The organism is Herbaspirillum camelliae (genome assembly GCF_001929405.1).
Classification (GTDB): domain Bacteria; phylum Pseudomonadota; class Gammaproteobacteria; order Burkholderiales; family Burkholderiaceae_D; genus Herbaspirillum; species Herbaspirillum seropedicae.
Map to the genome: position 1 here is coordinate 2,896,241 of NZ_KV880769.1, position 16,757 is coordinate 2,912,997.

Consider the following 16,757-nt stretch of genomic DNA (forward strand, 5'->3'; position numbering starts at 1 on the left):
TGCCGCCGCCCCGGCGCCAGTTGGGGCGGGCTAGGCGACCACCATCATTCCCATCGCCGTGGGTGTCTTGAAGGCGCCCACCAGGTCGGTGAGCTTGTGGGCTTGCATCTGCATCGATTCGGAAGCCGCCGAGGCCTGTTCGACCAGGGCCGCATTCTGCTGGGTGACCTGGTCCATCTGGTTGATGGCCTGCTGGATCTGTTCGATGCCGCTGGCCTGTTCCTGGCTGGCGTTGCTGATGCCGGTGATGATCTCGGTGACCCGCTGCACGCTCTCCACCACTTCCCGCATGGTGCTGCCGGCTTCATTGACCAGGGTGCTGCCGGCCTCCACCTTGCTGACCGAATTGTCGATGAGCGTCTTGATCTCCTTGGCGGCCGCTGCCGAGCGCTGCGCCAGGCTGCGCACTTCGGTGGCCACCACGGCGAAGCCGCGTCCCTGCTCGCCGGCACGGGCCGCTTCCACTGCAGCGTTCAAGGCCAGGATGTTGGTCTGGAAGGCGATGCCGTCGATCACGGCGATGATATCGACGATGCGCTTGGACGATTCGTTGATGGCGCCCATCGTATCGACCACGCGGGCGACCACTTCACCACCCCGCACCGCCACGCCCGATGCGGTATTGGCCAACTCGCTGGCCAGGCGCGCGTTGCCGGCATTCTGCTTCACGGTGGAGGTCAGTTCTTCCATGGACGAGGCGGTCTCTTCCAGGGAGCTGGCCTGCTGTTCCGTGCGGGACGACAGGTCCAGCGTGCCCGAGGCGATTTCATTGGCCGAGGTATTGATATGCTGGGCGCCATTGCGCACGTCCAGCACGATGGTCTGCAGGCCGGACTGCATGATGGTCAGTGCTTCCAGCAGCTTGCCGGTCTCGCCCTTGATCTCGGGATCGATCTGCGCGGTCAGGTCGCCATGGGCCACGCGCCGGGCCACCGAGGTCGCATGCTCCAGCGGATTGCGGATGGCGCGGTAGACCAGCATCAGGGTGCAGGCCAATACCACCAGTGCAATGGCGATGAGACTGTAGAAGATGGCCGCCATCTGCGTAGCCTGGGCGCGGGCGCTTTCGACCTGCTCTGCGGTGCGGGCGTCGAGCATGGCGAAGAACTCATCGACCGGGCGCATGATCTTGGCCTTGTAGACGTGGTAGGCATGGTTATGCATCAGGTCGCGCGCCTGCGCCAGATCGGGGTCGGCACGCTTGGTGAAATTGCCCTGGGCGTCCGCATAGAGACCCTTGACCATGTTCATGGCGATGACCTCGGTCTTGACCAGCGCGTCCGAATTGTTTTTCGCTTCTTCCAGCTTGCCCATTTCGGCGGCCGTAAAGCCGGCTGCGCGCATGAGGTCGGTGAGCGCCACGTGCTGGTTCGAATCGGGGCGCGGCGCCTTGCCCTCGGCGGCGACAAAGTCCCAATAGATCCGCCCGTAATGTTCAGGGCGCGCCTTCTTGCCGTTACGGATGTCGAGGATGGCTTCGTATTGCTGTTCATAGGACGGATCGCCCGTGACCACATAGGTGCGGGCCAGCCGGGTCAGGTCGTCGGAGCTCTGGCGCAATTCGGTGGCCAGCAGGAAGGACGCATAGCGGCTCTCGTTGGCGGCGTTGAGCCTGGCGTCGTAGCGGTCCACACCCAGGGCGGCGAGAACGATCAGCGTCATCAGCAGGGTGATCACTGCGGTGAGCATGATGAAGATTTGACGGATGCTGAAGCGGGAGACTAGCGAGATATTCATGGCGAACCCCTATGTAAGATCAAGTCAATCGGGGCGGATCCTTTATCTCGCCCCGAATCGATACTGCTGAAGGCCGCATGGGCTTGACGACGCCGTGCAACAGCTGCCACAGCCTGGGTCGTCAAAACGGCCGGTGTTCTGCCCTTGAGCTTGAACCGGGGCGCCGTCCGGGCTGGCCGCCTTCCGCGCCGCCCGTGTCTGCAACGAAGCACAATTTTCTATCAAAGAATCACAAATTCGTTATAATCAATTTAATAAGCTAAATATGATTAAATTGATGGATTTAATTTACATGCGGGCGAATCTTTTTTCAAGGAAATTATTTGTGTGGATTCGCACGCTGGGTTAGCTGCGACAGCGGTGATAGCGGTGATGGCAATGACAGTCGCGACAGAAGCTGCACCGAGCGCGCATGCAGCTGCCTTGAACAGGCGGGGGAAAAGGATAAAAAGAGGGGAGAAGGGGAAAGCGGATGACGGGAACAACGGGGGAATGGACGGCATCGCCCTGCGCGGCGCTGAGGCAGCGCCGCGCGATCCGGTCAGGCTTGACCGGTCAGGAACTGCACCACGGCCTGGGTGAAGGCGGCGGCTTGCTGCTGGTTGGAGATATGCGCGGCATCGAACTCCACATACTGCGCTCCCGGGATGGTAGCGCGCATGAATTGCGCATCGGCCGGCGGCGTGGGCACATCGCCGCTGCCGGCAATCACCAGCGTGGGTGCGCGGATGCCGGCAATGGCCTCGCGCAGGTCATTGTCGCGCACCGCCGCGCAGGCAGCGGCATAGCCTTCGGGGGGCGTAGCCAGCAACATCGCGGTCAGTGCTTCGACCTGCTGGGGATGCGTCTGGGCATACTCCGGCGTGAGCCAGCGTGACACCACCGCGCCGGCAATGGCCCCCAGGCCTTCGCGGCGGACCGTGTCGATGCGGCTGTTCCAGGCCTCGGCCGTGCCGATCTTGGCGCCGGTGTTGCAGAGGATGAGTCTGTTGACGCGCTGCGGATGATGCACGGCCAGCCACATGAAGGTGCTGCCGCCCATGGACAGACCGCAGAAATGCGCCTGGGCGATCCCGAGATGGTCCAGCAGGGCGATCACATCACTACCCAACTGGGCGATGCTGCAGTCGCCCGGCGTGACCCCGGACTGGCCGTGACCGCGCGTGTCGTAGCGCAGCACACGGAAGTGCTGCAGCCACTGCGGCATCTGCGGATCCCACATCGACAGCGAGGTCCCCAGCGAGTTCGACAGCACCAGCACCGGCAGCGCAGCATCGCCCTCCAGTTGATAGTGCAGCCGTATGTCGTTGACGTTGGCAAAGGGCATCGAGGTCCCCTCAGCCGATCTGGGCAATGGCCGACGGATGCTGGGTCAGCGGCGTGACCGAGATGGTCATGAAGGGATACAGCGGCAGCGCCGAGAGGATGTTGTGCAGTTCGTCATTGCCCGAGACATTGAAGATGCTCACATTGGCGTACTGGCCCACCACGCGCCACAGGTCGCGCCACTTGCCCTCGCGCTGCAGCTTCTGCGACATCTCCTTCTCGTCCTTCTTCAACTGGTCGGCGACCGCCTTGTCCAGCGTGGCGGGGATATTCACTTGCATTTGAACCATGAACAGCATGATGTCTTCTCCATTGTCGTGATGAGGGGCGCTTGCCTGCGGGATTGCTGATGAGGCTTGCTGTGATGTTCGATAAACGAACAATGATCCTTTATTCGCACAATCCAGTGTAGGCGTGTGCGGCTGGCGCTGTCAACCTTCGCCAGGATCGGCGGGCTTGCGCTGGGGGATGGGAAAACCGGTGGCCGGGAAGGAGTTGGTATCGATGTCCAGCCAGGCCGGATGTTCGGCATACATGTCGGCCACCAGCCGTTTGACGGCCTCGATGTACCAGGCGTTGTCGTTGATGCGATGGGTCAGGATGATGGGCGAGGTCGCACGCGCATCGTCGATGAGGCGATAGTGCAGGTCATTGCGCAGCCGCGCCGAGGCCGGGATCAGGCAGATCCCCGATTCGGCCGCCACCAGGCCCAGCGCGGTCTGGATCTCGCGCACCTCGTGCACTTCTGCCGGGTGGATGTCCTGGTCGTTGAGCAGGCTCAGGATGTGGTCGGCGAAGCTGGGACGCGGCTCCTTGGGATAGACGATCAGCTTCTGTCCATGCACCTCCTTGAGGCTCACGCGCTGGTCGCTGTCGGCCAGGGCGAAGGAGGGCGGAATGGCCAGCACCAGCTTTTCCTCGCGCAGCACGATGCGCGCCACCGTGGCGTCATTGCTGCGGATGCGGCCGAAGCCCACATCGATGCGGCCCGACTTGAGCGCAGCGAATTGCTGCATCGAGGTCAGCTCTAGCAACTGGATGTCAACCTCCGGATAGTGCTGGCGCAACTTGCGCACCAGCATCGGCAGGCCGCCATAGAGGGTCGAGGCGACAAAGCCGATGGAGAGGGTCTGGCGCTGGTTCAGGCCGATTTGCTGCGTTGCATTCTTGAGCTGGTCCAGGCGGTTGAGGATCTGCAGGGCCTGTTCATAGAACAGCCGGCCGGCCTCGGTCAGCCGCAGCGGACGGCTGTTGCGCAGCAAGAGTTGCACCCCCAGCTCTTCCTCCAGCAGCTGGATCTGCCGGCTCAGCGGCGGTTGGGCGATGTGCAGCTGCTCGGAGGCGCGGGTGAAGTTGCGCGTGTTGGCGACGGCGACGAAGTATTTCAGTTGTCTGATGTCCATGGTCAGGAAATCATATCCCAGGCGCACTAACACTGTCTAATTCGCGATTTTTTGTGCATTTGCGAGAATACTATATAAAAAAGGTATGAAACTAGACGTATTTGGTGTTGGCAATGGATGGCCTTCCGGGTGTTCAATGCAGGTCATGGAGACGACACTACACAACAACACTGCGGCAGGCCCGGCGCTGATCGACCGGGTCGAGACCTTCCTGGTCGACTTGCCGACGATCCGGCCCCATCAGCTGTCGATGGCCACCATGAACGGCCAGACCCTGATGCTGGTACGCCTGTACTGTGCCGACGGCAGCGTCGGCGTGGGCGAGGGGACCACCATCGGCGGCCTGGCCTATGGCGCGGAGTCGCCCGAGGGCATGAAGCTGGCCATCGATACCTATTTCGCCCCGCTGCTGCTGGGCGCGGACGCTAGCCAGATCCCGGCCATCATGGCGCGCCTGAACAAGGCCATCTGCGACAACCGCTTCGCCAAGTGCGCCGTCGAGACGGCGCTCTTCGATGCGCTGGGCCAGCGCACCGGCCTGCCGGTGTCGCAGTTGCTGGGCGGACGTGCGCGTGAAAGCCTGCCCATCGCCTGGACCCTGGCCTCGGGCGATACCGCCAAGGATATCGATGAAGCCGAACGCATGCTGGCCCAGCGTCGCCACAACATCTTCAAGCTCAAGATCGGTCGCCGCGAGGTTGATGCAGACGTGGCCCACGTGGCCGCCATCAAGAAGGCGCTGGGGGACCGCGGTGCGGTGCGGGTCGATGTGAACATGGCCTGGAGCGAGCTGGAAGCCCAGCGTGGACTGGCCGGACTGGTCGATGCCGGTTGCGAGCTGGTCGAGCAACCGGTGGCCTCGCCCCAGGCGCTGGCCCGCCTCAAGGGCAAGCACGCCATCGCCATCATGGCCGACGAATCCCTGACCGGCCCGGCCTCGGCATTTGCGCTGGCGCGCATCGGCGGCGCGGATGTGTTCGCCATCAAGATCGAACAATCCGGCGGCCTGCGCGCAGCCCAGCAGGTGGCCGCCATCGGCGACGCCGCCGGCATCGAGCTGTACGGCGGCACCATGCTCGAAGGCGCCATCGGCACCATCGCTTCGGCCCATGCCTTCGCCACCTTCCGCGAACTGCAATGGGGGACCGAACTGTTCGGTCCGCTGCTGCTGACCGAGGAAATCCTGGCCGAGCCCTTGCAGTACCAGGATTTCCAGCTGGCCATCCCCCATCGTCCCGGCCTGGGCATTACGCTGGACGAAGAGCGATTACAGTATTTCCGGCGCGACAGCAGACAGGGCGCGACAGTGACAGCAGTGAGGCCGGCCAAGCTGGCCGGATAAAACAATAAACCCATCGGCAATCAATAAATCCAAAAGGAGACGCAACATGGCAGCCAAGATTTTCAGCACCCGCGAAGTACAAGATTTCCTGCGCCTGGCCAGTGGCCTGGACACCGAAGGCGGCAACCCGCGCACCAAGCAGATCGTCCATCGCATCCTGTCCGACCTGTTCAAGACCATCGAAGACCTGGAAATCACCTCCGACGAATACTGGACCGGCGTGGCCTACATCAATCGCCTGGGCACCGCCCACGAAGCCGGCCTGCTCTCACCGGGCCTGGGCCTGGACCGCTTCCTGGACATGCGCATGGACGCCGAAGACGCCGCCCTGGGCATCGATGGCGGCACACCACGCACCATCGAAGGTCCGCTGTACGTCGCCGGTGCGCCGGTAGAGCAGGGCTTCGCCCGCCTGGACGATGGCAGCGACAAGGCCGGCCAAACCATCATCATGCACGGCACCGTCTACGGAGCCGACGGCAAGCCCATGCCGGGCGCCCAGGTCGAGGTCTGGCATGCCAACACCAAGGGCTTCTACTCGCACTTCGACCCGACCGGTGAACAAAAGCCCTTCAACATGCGCCGCACCATCATCACCGACGCCCAGGGCCGCTACAAATTCCGCAGCATCATGCCGGCCGCCTACGGCTGCCCGCCCGCCGGTCCCACCCAGGGCCTGCTCAATGCACTGGGCCGTCATGGCAACCGTCCGGCGCACATCCACTTCTTCGTCACTGCCGAAGGCCATCGCAAGCTGACCACCCAGATCAACATCGAAGGCGATCCGCTGATCTATGACGACTTCGCCTACGCCACCCGCGAAGGCCTGGTGCCGCCGCTGGTGGAGCGCACCGACGCCGCCAGCATCAAGGCCGAAGGACTGGAGGGTCCGTTCGCCGAGATCGTCTTCGACATCAAGCTGACTTCGCTGGTCAACGGCGCCGACAACCAGATCGTCGACCGTCCGCGCCTGGCAGCCTGACGCTACCCCACCTGCCCCCGCCGTGCACTGCGCCGCGATGCCTGCCATCGCGCGGGGGCGGCTTGCACCCTGGAGAGACCGCACCATGAACACCACCGCCGCCGCCGACCAGTACGACGAGCTCGACACCCTGCTGCAGAGCGCCCTGCAGGAAGACAAGGACAATGGCGTCTTCCGCTGCCGTCGCGACATCTTCACCAACCCGGACCTGTTCGAACTGGAGATGAAGCACCTGTTCGAATCGAACTGGGTCTATCTGGCCCATGAAAGCCAGATCCCCGAGATCAACGATTACTACACCACCTGGATCGGCCGCCAGCCGGTGGTGATCACGCGCGACAAGACCGGTCAGCTCAACGCCGTCATCAACGCCTGCGCCCACAAGGGAGCGATGCTGTGCCGTCGCAAGCATGGCAACAAGAGCAGCTTCACCTGTCCCTTCCACGGCTGGACCTTTTCCAACAACGGCAAGCTGCTCAAGGTCAAGGATGAGAAGACCACCGAGTATCCGGTCTCCTTCAACAAAAATGGCTCGCATGACCTGACCCGCGTGGCGCGCTTCCAGAGCTATCGCGGCTTCCTCTTCGGCAGCCTCTCCGAGGACGTGCTGCCGCTGGAAGAGTACCTGGGCGAGACCCGCGTGATCATCGACCAGATCGTCGACCAGGCCCCCAATGGCCTGGAAGTCCTGCGCGGCAACTCCAGCTATATCTACGACGGCAACTGGAAGATGCAGATGGAAAACGGCTGCGACGGCTATCACGTCAGCTCGGTCCACTGGAACTATGCGGCCACCATGAGCCGCCGCAAGGAAGGCGGCACCAAGGCCACCGACGCCAACAACTGGAGCAAGGCGGTAGCCGGCGTGTATGGCTTCGAGAATGGCCACATCCTGCTGTGGACCAATACCCTGAACCCCGAAGTGCGCCCGATCTGGAACCAGCGCGAAGAACTGGCCGCCCGCGTGGGCCAGGCGCGCGCCGATACCATCGTGGCCCAGACCCGCAACCTGTGCCTGTATCCGAACGTGTTCCTGATGGACCAGTTCGGCACCCAGATCCGCGTGGCCCGTCCCATCAGCGTGGACAAGACCGAGATCAGCATCTTCTGCTTCGGCCCCAAGGGCGAGAGCGATGAAGACCGCCGCGTGCGTATCCGCCAGTACGAGGATTTCTTCAACGTCTCCGGCATGGGCACGGCGGACGACCTGGAAGAATTCCGCGCCTGCCAGGCTGGCTATGCCGGTTCGACCGTGCGCTGGAATGACATGAGTCGCGGTGCGCCGCTGTGGAAGGAAGGCCCGGACGAGAACGCCCGCAAGATGGGCATGCACCCCAAGTTGAGCGGTGAGCGCAGCGAAGACGAAGGCCTGTTCGTCTGTCAGCACCACTACTGGACCGAACAGATGCGCAATGCCGTGAAGAAGGAACGCGCCGCTGTCCAGCTGGGAGCAAAACAGGGAGCACAACAAGGAGCACAAGCATGAGCCAGTCCACTCCACTCAATGCCATCTGCGCCTTCCTCTACCGTGAAGCCCGCTACCTGGACGAGCGCCAGTGGGAACAATGGCTGGAGCTGTACGCACCCGACGTCGAATACTGGATGCCGGCCTGGGACGATGACGACCAGATCACCGAAGACCCCCAGCGCGAGATCTCGCTGATGTACTACGCCAACCGCGATGGCCTGGAAGACCGCGTCTTCCGCATCAAGACCGAGCGTTCCAGCGCCTCCATGCCGGAGCCGCGCACCAGCCACATGATCGCCAATGTCGAGGTCCTGGACGAGCAGGGCGACGTCGTGGAGGTGCGCTACAACTTCCACACCCTGTCGCACCGCTACAAGATCACCGACCAGTTCTTCGGCACCGTGCTGGCCACACTGCGCAAGGTCGAGGGCGGCTTCGTCATCGCCCGCAAGAAGATCGTGCTGAAGAACGACTATATCCGCCAGGTCATCGACGTCTATCACGTCTGACCGGCAGCAGGAGACAGAAGATGAGCAGCTATCGCATCGCCTTGAATTTCGAGGATGGGGTCACCCGCATCATTGATTGCGGCGCCAGGGAAAAAGTCCTGGACGCGGCCTTCCGCAACCGCATCAACCTGCCCATGGATTGTTCCGATGGCGTCTGCGGCACCTGCAAGTGCCGCGCCGAGAGCGGCGTCTACGACCTGGGCGATGACTACATCGACGATGCGCTCAGCAGCGACGAAGCCGATGCAGGCATGGTGCTGACCTGCCAGATGGTGCCGCAGTCCGACTGCGTCATCGCCGTGCCGGTCGCCTCGACCGCCTGCAAGACCGGCACCGTCAGTTTCGCCGGCAAGGTGGCCGCACTCAGCGACCTGGGCGGCGCGGCCTTTGAACTGGTGCTGGATGTGCCGGCCAATGCACCGGCCTTCCTGCCCGGCCAGTACGTCAACATCGGCGTGCCGGACAGCGGCCAGCACCGTTCCTATTCGTTCAGTTCGCCCTCGGGCGCGAGCCGCATGAGCTTTCTCATCAAGAACGTCCCCGGCGGTTTGATGAGCAACTGGCTGGCCAGCGCCAGCGAGGGGGCGACGCTGGCGCTGACCGGGCCGCTGGGCAGCTTCTACCTGCGCCCCGTAACGCGCCCGGTGCTGATGCTGGCCGGCGGCACTGGGCTCGCGCCTTTCCTGTCGATGCTGGCGGAACTGGCGCAGCAAGGGCTGGATCAGCCGGTACACCTGATCTATGGCGTCACCCGCGACCAGGACCTGGTGCTGGTGGAGCGTCTGCAAGCGCTGGCGGATCGCCTGGCTGGCTTCAGCTTCACCACCTGCGTGGCCGATCCCGCCACCACCCATGCGCGTCAGGGCTACGTGACCCAGCACATGCCCGCTGCGGTGCTGCACGATGGCAATGTGGACGTCTACCTGTGCGGCCCGCCGCCGATGGTGGAGGCGGTGCAGAAGCACTTCCAGGCCACGGGCATGCAGCCGGCCAGCTTCTATTACGAGAAGTTCGCCTCCAGCCAGCCGGCGGTGGCCTCAGTGGCGGCAGCGGCATGAGCGCCGCCTCCATGAAAAGTCGCTTCGCCGGCAAGGTTGTCGTGGTCACCGGCGCCGCCCAGGGCATCCTGCGCGGCGTGGCGCTGGGCATTGCCGAAGAGGGCGGCCAGGTGTTGCTGGTGGACCGCGCCGAGTTCGTCCATGAGGTGGCCGCAGAGGCCGCCGGCGGACGCGGCAAGGGCCTGGTCGCCGACCTGGAAAGCTATGCCGGCGCGCAGGCGGCCATGGACGAGGCGGTGCAGTTGTATGGCCGCATCGATATCCTTATCAATGGGGTGGGCGGGGCCATCCGCATGCGTCCCTATGCCCAATACACACCGACCCAGATCGACGCCGAGATCCGCCGCTCGCTCATGCCCACACTCTACGGCTGCCACGCGGTATTGCCGCAGTTGTTGCAGCAGGGCGGGGGCGTGATCGTCAATGTGTCGTCCAACGCTACGCGCGGGATTCGCCGCGTGCCGTATTCGGCGGCCAAGGGCGGCGTCAATGCCCTGACCGCAGCGCTGGCCATGGAGTACGGCGAACTCGGCATTCGCGTGGTGGCGACCGCGCCCGGCGGCACCCAGGCGCCGCCGCGCCGGGTGCCGCGCAATCCGGAGGGCGACAGCCTGCAGGAACAGATGTGGATGCAGGAAGCCGTGCAACAGGTCACCCGTTCCAATTACTTCAAGCGCTATTCCACGCTGGAAGAGCAGATCGCACCCATCCTCTTCCTCGCCTCCGACGACGCCAGCTACATCACCGGTGCAGTGCTGCCGGTGGCGGGCGGTGACAACGGTTGAAGCTTCTGAATCATCTTTTCACCAGCTACGGAGCCGCCATGCCAGACCGCCAGGCCATCATTCCCAAAGGAATGGAAGACGTCTACGAAAAGATCGGATACGCCCCCGCTGTGCGGGTGGGGCAGGTCCTGTATGTGTCCGGCCAGATCGGCCGGGGGCCGGACATGCACCTGGTCGAACCGCGTGAAGCCCAGATCGTGCAAGCCTTCGAGAATCTCAAGCTGGTGCTGGCAACGGCCGGCGGCACGCTGGACGACATCGTCGATTTGACGACCTTCCATACCGACATGCGCGACCTGCCGCTGTTCATCAAGGTGCGCAACCGCTACCTGAGCCACTATCCGCTACCCGCCTGGACCGCCATCGGTGCGCACATGCTGGGCGGCGCGCCGGGTTATGTCATCGAGATCAAGGCGGTGGCGCACCTGCGCCCGGCAGGAGGCGGCACACCCTGAAGCAGGACCGGCCACGCGGCCAACCCATAAAACGTACTAAAAACAACGTACTGAAGACAACGAAGGAGGAGACCTATGAAGACACTGGATGTGAGCCAGATCATCGATGGCGCACGCTTTACCAAGTTCCACTGGATGGTGATGTGCCTGTGCGCATTGCTGCTGGTGTTCGATGGCTATGACCTGTTCATCTACGGCGCGGTGCTGCCGGTGCTGATGAAGGAGTGGTCGCTCTCGCCGGTGCAGGCCGGCGCACTGGGCAGCTATGCGCTGTTCGGGATGATGTTCGGGGCCTTCATCTTCGGCCCGCTGGCGGATCGCATCGGCCGCAAGAAGGGGGTGGCGATCAGCTTCGTGCTCTTCAGTATCTCGACCTTCCTGAGCGGGTTTGCGACCTCGCCCACCGAGTTCGGCGTCTATCGCTTCCTGGCCGGCCTGGGTTGCGGCGGCCTCATGCCCAATGCCGTGGCGCTGATGAATGAATATGCGCCCAAGCGCCTGCGCAGCACCCTGGTGGCCATCATGTTCAGCGGCTATTCGCTGGGCGGCGTGCTGTGCGCCGGCCTGGGTATCTGGATGCTGCCCAACTTCGGCTGGCAATCGATGTTCTTTGCCGCCGCCGTACCGCTGGTGCTGCTGCCGGTGATCCTGTGGAAGCTGCCCGAATCGGTCGGCTTCCTGCTGCGCCAGGGCCGCCTGGAACAGGCCCGCGCCATGCTCACGCAGGTCGATCCGCAGGCGCGCATCGCGGCCGATACCCAGCTGGTGCAAGCCGATGTCAAGGGCGCGGGCGCCCCCATGCTGCATCTGTTCAAGCAGGATCGCACCGTCGGTACGCTGATGATCTGGGTCTCCTTCTTCTGTTGCCTGTTGATGGTCTATGCGCTCGGCTCCTGGCTGCCCAAGCTCATGGCCAGCGCCGGCTACAGCCTCGGTTCCTCGCTGTCCTTCCTGCTGGCGCTGAACTTCGGCGGCGTGGTCGGGGCTATCGGCGGCGGCTGGCTGGGTGACCGCTTTACCCTGCCCAAGGTGGTGGTGAGCTTCTTCACCGTCGGTACGGTGGCTATCGCCCTGCTGGGTTTCAACAGTCCTACGCCGGTGCTGTACCTGCTCATCATCGTGGCCGGCGCCACCACCATCGGCACGCAGATCCTGCTGTATGCCAACACCGCCCAGTTCTATCCGCTGGCGATCCGCTCCACCGGGCTGGGCTGGGCCTCGGGCGTGGGCCGCTCGGGCGCCATCGTCGGCCCCTTGCTGGGTGGCGCACTGATGGCGGCGGCCCTGCCGCTGAAGATGAACTTCCTGGTCTTCGCCATCCCCGGCCTGGTGGCCGCGCTGGCCATGGGCCTGTTCATGCTGCGCTACCGCCATGGCAGCCAAGCTAGCCATGCTGCCCCAGCGGCGAAGGCGCCGCCGGCGGCCGCCTCGCGTAGCGTTTAAGATCGCTCTGGCAGCTAGGCGGTCCGGCGCCTGCGGGCGGCGCCGGACCATTTTGCTTTTGTATGGATTGGGGACGACATGTGCAGCGGAGAACGCGCAATGGTGCAACGACAAGGCTCGCTCACGGCGTGGGTGGCCGGTTTCCTGGCAGTGCTCATTTCCTACGCCGGTCCGCTGGTGATCTTCGTGCAGGCCGCGCATGCCGGGCAGGTGCCGCAGGCGCAGCTGGTGTCCTGGGTGTGGGGCATCTCGATGGGCGCTGGCGTGAGCGGATTGCTGTTGAGCGGCTGGTTCCGGCTACCCATCATCACGGCCTGGTCGGCCCCGGGGACGGCGCTGCTGCTGAGCCTGTTTCCCGGCATCAGCATGCCCGAGGTGGTGGGGGCCTACCTGATGGCCGCGGTGCTGCTCATCCTCATCGGTGTGACCGGTTATTTCGAGAAGATCCTGGCCTTCATTCCCAAGGGCATTGCGGCGGGCATGATGGCGGGCATCCTGTTGCAGTTCGGCCTGCAGGCCTTCCGCTCCAGCGTGGCCGCGCCGCTGATGGTGGCGGCCATGCTGGCGGCCTATCTGGCGGGCCGTCGCTGGTGGCCGCGCTACGGCATCGTGGTGGTGGCGCTGACCGGCTTTGCGGTGGCCTTTGCCAGCGGCCAGACTGCGCTGGGCGCATTGCGGCTGCAACTGGCCGAACCGGTCTTCATCGCGCCCCATTTCAGCGTGGGCGTGTTCTTCAGCCTGACGGTGCCGCTCGTGCTGGTGAGCCTGACCGGCCAGTTCCTGCCTGGCATGGCGGTGCTGCAGCTGGCCGGCTACCATCCCTCGACCCGCGCCGTGGTGACCGGTACCGGGCTGGCCTCGCTGGCCACGGCCTGCTTTGGCGGCATCACCATCGTGCTGGCGGCCATCACGGCTTCGCTGTGCACCGGCAAGGACGCCCATCCCGAGCCGGGCAAGCGCTACATCGCCGGTATCGCCAATGGCGTCTTCTATCTCATTGGCGGCACCTTTGCGGCCTCCATCGTGACGCTCTTCACCGCCTTCCCCAAGGAGTTGATCGCCGCATTGGCCGGCCTGGCGCTGATCGGCGCGATCGTCTCCAACATTCGCCTCATGAGCGAGGAGGGCGGCTATGTCGAGCCCTCGGTCATCACCTTCCTCGCCACCGCCTCCGGCATGACGCTGTTCGGCCTGGGCGCAGCCTTCTGGGGTGTGATGGTGGGCATGGCGGCCTATTGGCTCATCGGCCGCCCCGTTCAAAAAAAATGAAAACGCATGGAGACTGCAATGAATCCGCAAGACTTCTTCGACCCGCTGGCCAGCGAGGTGCTGGCAGTGGCCCCGGCGCGCGCGCATGACCTGGCGCGCCTGCGCGTGCTGGCGCAGCGCCATGCCGCCCCCACCGTCACCGTGGTGGGCAAGTACAACCACGGCAAGAGCCGCCTGCTCAATGAACTGGTGGGGCGCGACGTGTTCGCCGTGGCTGATCGCCGCGAGACGGTCACGCTGTCCGAGCATCATCATGCCGAACTGCGCTGGCTGGATGCGCCCGGCCTGGATGCCGATGTGGCCGAGCAGGACGACGGCCACGCCCAGCAAGCCATCTGGCTGCAGGCCGATATCCGCCTGTTCGTGCATGCCGCCAAGGAGGGCGAGCTCGACGCCGGCGAGCGCAAGCTGCTGCAGACCCTGCGCGAGGACCAGTTGCGCACCCGGCGTCAGACCCTGTTCGTGCTGACCCAGGTCGACCAGATGAGCGACGAGGAGCAACTGGCCAAGGTCAGCGCCGCCATCCAGGCGCAGGCGGGCGGATTGGCGCTGCATCCGGTCTCGGCCACCCGCCATCGCAATGGCGTGGAAGGCGGCAAGCCGCTGTTGCTCAACAAGAGCGGCATCCCGGCCCTGCAAGCGCTGCTGCGCGAGGTGGTGCAGCAAGTGCCGGCCGCGCGCCAGCATGAGCAGGCAGTGCTCTTTGCCGACATCGGCGAGCAGTTGCAGCAGCAGCAGGCCGCCGCGCAAGCGCAATGGCAGACGCTGCAGCAGCGCCAGCAACAGCAGCGCCAGCAATTCGAGCAAGGCTTGCAGAGCGTGCTGGAGAGCATCCACCGGGACCTCCAGCCCATCGTCGAGTTGCAAGGCGAGGACCCGGCGCTGACACCTGACACGGCGGCTGATGAGTTCAGGCTCACCGCCGGCAAGCGCGAGCGGGCGCGCATCCACGTGGCCTATTCACGCGCCTGCATCGCCATTCGCGCTCACCTGATCCAGCACGGTGTGGAAGGCTTGCCCGCTGACCAACGCACCTCCGTGGCCAGCCTGGACACGGTGATGGTGGCGGTGATGGGCATCTCGGTCAAATACCGCGCCGACCTGCGCCGCCGCTTCTGCGAGCCGGCCGGACAGGCACAGCTGATGCAATCCTTCCTGCATTACTATGAACTGTCGGAGGACCAGCAAGCCTTGCAGCAGGCGCTGGCGCAGGCGCAGTCCGAGCAGCAGGCCAACACCCGCGCACTGGAGGCGCTGCAGCGGCTGCGCCAAGGGGCGAGCGCATGAACCGGCAGGAGCAACAGTTCATCGACGCCATCGGCCGCACCGGCCAGGGCGAGGCCGACTTGCAGCCGGTGCTGGCGGCCTTGCGCGGCTGGCTGTCGGCGCTGGACCAGGCCTTGCAGGACGGGCGCATCGACGCGGTCGGCTTGCAGTCCGGCAGCGCCTTGGCCCGGCGTATCGCTGACCTGCATGAAGACCTGGCGCGCCAGGCGCAGCGCCGCCAGCAGCAATGGATGGCACTGGCTCCGGCGCGCGCGCTGGCGCAGCGTTTCGAAGGCAAGCTGATGCTGCTGGTGTTCGGCAAGTTCAATGCCGGCAAGAGTTCGCTGTGTAATTTCCTGGCCCAGCGTTTTCGCCAGCGCAGCCAGGCCGTGCAATATTTCCATCTGCAGGATGGGCAGTTGATCGAAAGCGCCAGCGCCTTCCATGAAGGCGCCACCGAGACCACGGCGCGCTTGCAAGGTGTCTGTCTGGGCGATGGCCTGGTGGTGCTGGATACGCCCGGCCTGCACTCGGCTACCGATGACAACGCCGCCCTGACCCAGCGGTTTCTGGACAGCGCCGATGCCGTGCTGTGGCTGACCAGTTCGACGTCGCCGGGGCAGGTGCAGGAACTTGACGAGCTGGCGCGCGAACTGCGCCGTGGCAAGCCCTTGCTGCCCGTGCTCACGCGCAGCGACGTCATCGATGAAGACGAACTGGATGGCCAGATCGTCAAGCGCCTGCGCAACAAATCCTCGGCCAATCGGGCCGATCAGGAAGCCGATGTGTACGCCCGCGCCAGCGACAAGCTGCAGGCCCTGGGCGTGGCCTTGCGCCAGCTCAAGCCGCCGGTCTCGTTGTCTGCGCACGTGGCCCGCACCGAGGGCGCGGATGCTGCCGCGATGGAGGGCGCGGGGTTTGAACGCTTCTATGCGGCGCTGTCGGCGTTGCTTGCACCGGCGTTGGCCTATCGTGATCGCAAGCCCGCCGAAGTATTGCTGCACCACCTGCAGGAAGACGTGCTGGCGCCCTTGCACGGACAGACCCTGCCGGCCCTGCAAGCCCTGCAACAGTTGCTGGAGCAGGAGCAGGCGGCGCTGACCGCCCAATGTGCGCACATCGTGCAACTGGCCTGGCGCGAGATCATGCCGGGCCTGCCGGCCTTGCTGGAACAGCACGCCGCCGCAGTCGATGTGGCCGCCGTGGTGGATACCCTGCAGCCGCTGATGATGCACGCCTTCGAGCGCCACGCCCGCGCCGTGCTGGACAGTCATGTGCTGGCCGCACCGGCGGCGCAGGGCATCGTCTTGCCCGCCGACGCCGGCTATGAGAGAGCCTTCGCTGAGGACTTGCCGCCCTCCTATGAAAAGCTCTACGACGCCCTGGGCCAGGCCATCCAACTGAGCCTGGAAGCGTTGGCCGAAACCATCGGCGACATATGCGCCGCCCGCCTGCAGGCCTTGAGCACAGCAGTGCAGCGCAAGCAGCAGATCATCCACCGTTACACCGGCCAACTGGGCGAGATTGAACACGGCCTGCGACAACCTGGCATGTAGAACGCATTTCATCAACGGGCATCTCACGGCTACGGTGATGGATGAAATGGGGCCGGCATTAAGTCTTTCTTAATTTTCCAGGTCTACAGTCAAGCCATCGGAAGCCCAACCGTCGGGCAGATCCGGTCCACCGCCTCAGGCGGCGCGCTTTTTCATCC

Annotated in this window: 15 protein-coding genes; 11 read left to right on the forward strand and 4 right to left on the reverse strand. The window is 64.5% G+C overall.

Annotation, left to right across the window (positions count from 1 at the left end; genetic code table 11):
* Positions 1-30 precede the first annotated feature (30 nt).
* From BGK68_RS12885 to BGK68_RS12900, 4 genes are all read right to left on the reverse strand, one after another.
* Entirely contained in the window at positions 31-1,737 is a 1,707-nt protein-coding gene (locus BGK68_RS12885) for a methyl-accepting chemotaxis protein (RefSeq protein ID WP_075257427.1), read from the reverse strand.
* 541 nt (positions 1,738-2,278) lie between these two features.
* Positions 2,279-3,064: a 3-oxoadipate enol-lactonase gene (gene pcaD / locus BGK68_RS12890; protein ID WP_075257428.1), complete on the reverse strand. Its 786-nt coding sequence runs from the start codon at positions 3,062-3,064 to the stop codon at positions 2,279-2,281.
* Positions 3,065-3,074: 10 nt separating this feature from the next.
* On the reverse strand, positions 3,075-3,362 hold the full coding sequence (catC, locus tag BGK68_RS12895; protein ID WP_013233325.1) for a muconolactone Delta-isomerase: 288 nt from the start codon (positions 3,360-3,362) through the stop codon (positions 3,075-3,077).
* Between the two features lie 132 nt (positions 3,363-3,494).
* The gene (locus BGK68_RS12900; protein ID WP_075259814.1) at positions 3,495-4,466 is read right to left on the reverse strand and encodes a LysR family transcriptional regulator; all 972 of its coding nucleotides are present in this window, start codon (positions 4,464-4,466) and stop codon (positions 3,495-3,497) included.
* A 145-nt stretch (positions 4,467-4,611) separates the two neighbouring features.
* On the opposite strand from BGK68_RS12900, the gene BGK68_RS12905 reads away from it, so the two are divergent.
* The 11 genes from BGK68_RS12905 (at position 4,612) to BGK68_RS12955 (ending at position 16,599) form a co-directional block, all read left to right on the forward strand.
* Positions 4,612-5,808: a muconate/chloromuconate family cycloisomerase gene (locus BGK68_RS12905; RefSeq protein ID WP_075259815.1), complete on the forward strand. Its 1,197-nt coding sequence runs from the start codon at positions 4,612-4,614 to the stop codon at positions 5,806-5,808.
* Positions 5,809-5,854: 46 nt separating this feature from the next.
* Positions 5,855-6,790, forward strand: a complete 936-nt coding sequence (gene catA / locus BGK68_RS12910; protein ID WP_075257429.1) for a catechol 1,2-dioxygenase — start codon at positions 5,855-5,857, stop codon at positions 6,788-6,790.
* A gap of 85 nt (positions 6,791-6,875) precedes the next feature.
* Positions 6,876-8,276 carry a Rieske 2Fe-2S domain-containing protein gene (locus BGK68_RS12915; RefSeq protein ID WP_075257430.1) on the forward strand — a complete coding sequence of 467 codons (1,401 nt, stop codon included), beginning with the start codon at positions 6,876-6,878 and terminating at the stop codon, positions 8,274-8,276.
* Positions 8,273-8,767, forward strand: a complete 495-nt coding sequence (benB, locus tag BGK68_RS12920) for a benzoate 1,2-dioxygenase small subunit (RefSeq protein WP_075257431.1) — start codon at positions 8,273-8,275, stop codon at positions 8,765-8,767. Before BGK68_RS12915 ends, benB begins: the two co-directional genes overlap by 4 nt.
* Before the next feature lie 20 nt (positions 8,768-8,787).
* Positions 8,788-9,825, forward strand: coding sequence for a benzoate 1,2-dioxygenase electron transfer component BenC (benC, locus tag BGK68_RS12925; RefSeq protein WP_075257432.1), 1,038 nt, complete (start codon positions 8,788-8,790; stop codon positions 9,823-9,825).
* Positions 9,826-9,836: 11 nt separating this feature from the next.
* Complete coding sequence (benD, locus tag BGK68_RS12930; RefSeq protein WP_233149309.1) at positions 9,837-10,610, forward strand: benzoate diol dehydrogenase BenD; 774 nt, start codon at positions 9,837-9,839, stop codon at positions 10,608-10,610.
* 38 nt (positions 10,611-10,648) lie between these two features.
* Positions 10,649-11,065: a RidA family protein gene (locus tag BGK68_RS12935; protein WP_075257434.1), complete on the forward strand. Its 417-nt coding sequence runs from the start codon at positions 10,649-10,651 to the stop codon at positions 11,063-11,065.
* A 75-nt stretch (positions 11,066-11,140) separates the two neighbouring features.
* On the forward strand, positions 11,141-12,508 hold the full coding sequence (locus BGK68_RS12940) for an MFS transporter (RefSeq protein ID WP_075257435.1): 1,368 nt from the start codon (positions 11,141-11,143) through the stop codon (positions 12,506-12,508).
* Between the two features lie 99 nt (positions 12,509-12,607).
* The gene (locus BGK68_RS12945) at positions 12,608-13,777 is read left to right on the forward strand and encodes a benzoate/H(+) symporter BenE family transporter (RefSeq protein ID WP_075257436.1); all 1,170 of its coding nucleotides are present in this window, start codon (positions 12,608-12,610) and stop codon (positions 13,775-13,777) included.
* 18 nt (positions 13,778-13,795) lie between these two features.
* The gene (locus BGK68_RS12950) at positions 13,796-15,064 is read left to right on the forward strand and encodes a GTPase (RefSeq protein ID WP_143433043.1); all 1,269 of its coding nucleotides are present in this window, start codon (positions 13,796-13,798) and stop codon (positions 15,062-15,064) included.
* Positions 15,061-16,599 (forward strand): dynamin family protein, encoded by a 1,539-nt coding sequence (locus BGK68_RS12955; RefSeq protein WP_075257438.1) that lies wholly within the window; start codon positions 15,061-15,063, stop codon positions 16,597-16,599. Before BGK68_RS12950 ends, BGK68_RS12955 begins: the two co-directional genes overlap by 4 nt.
* The last annotated feature ends 158 nt before the right edge of the window (positions 16,600-16,757 follow it).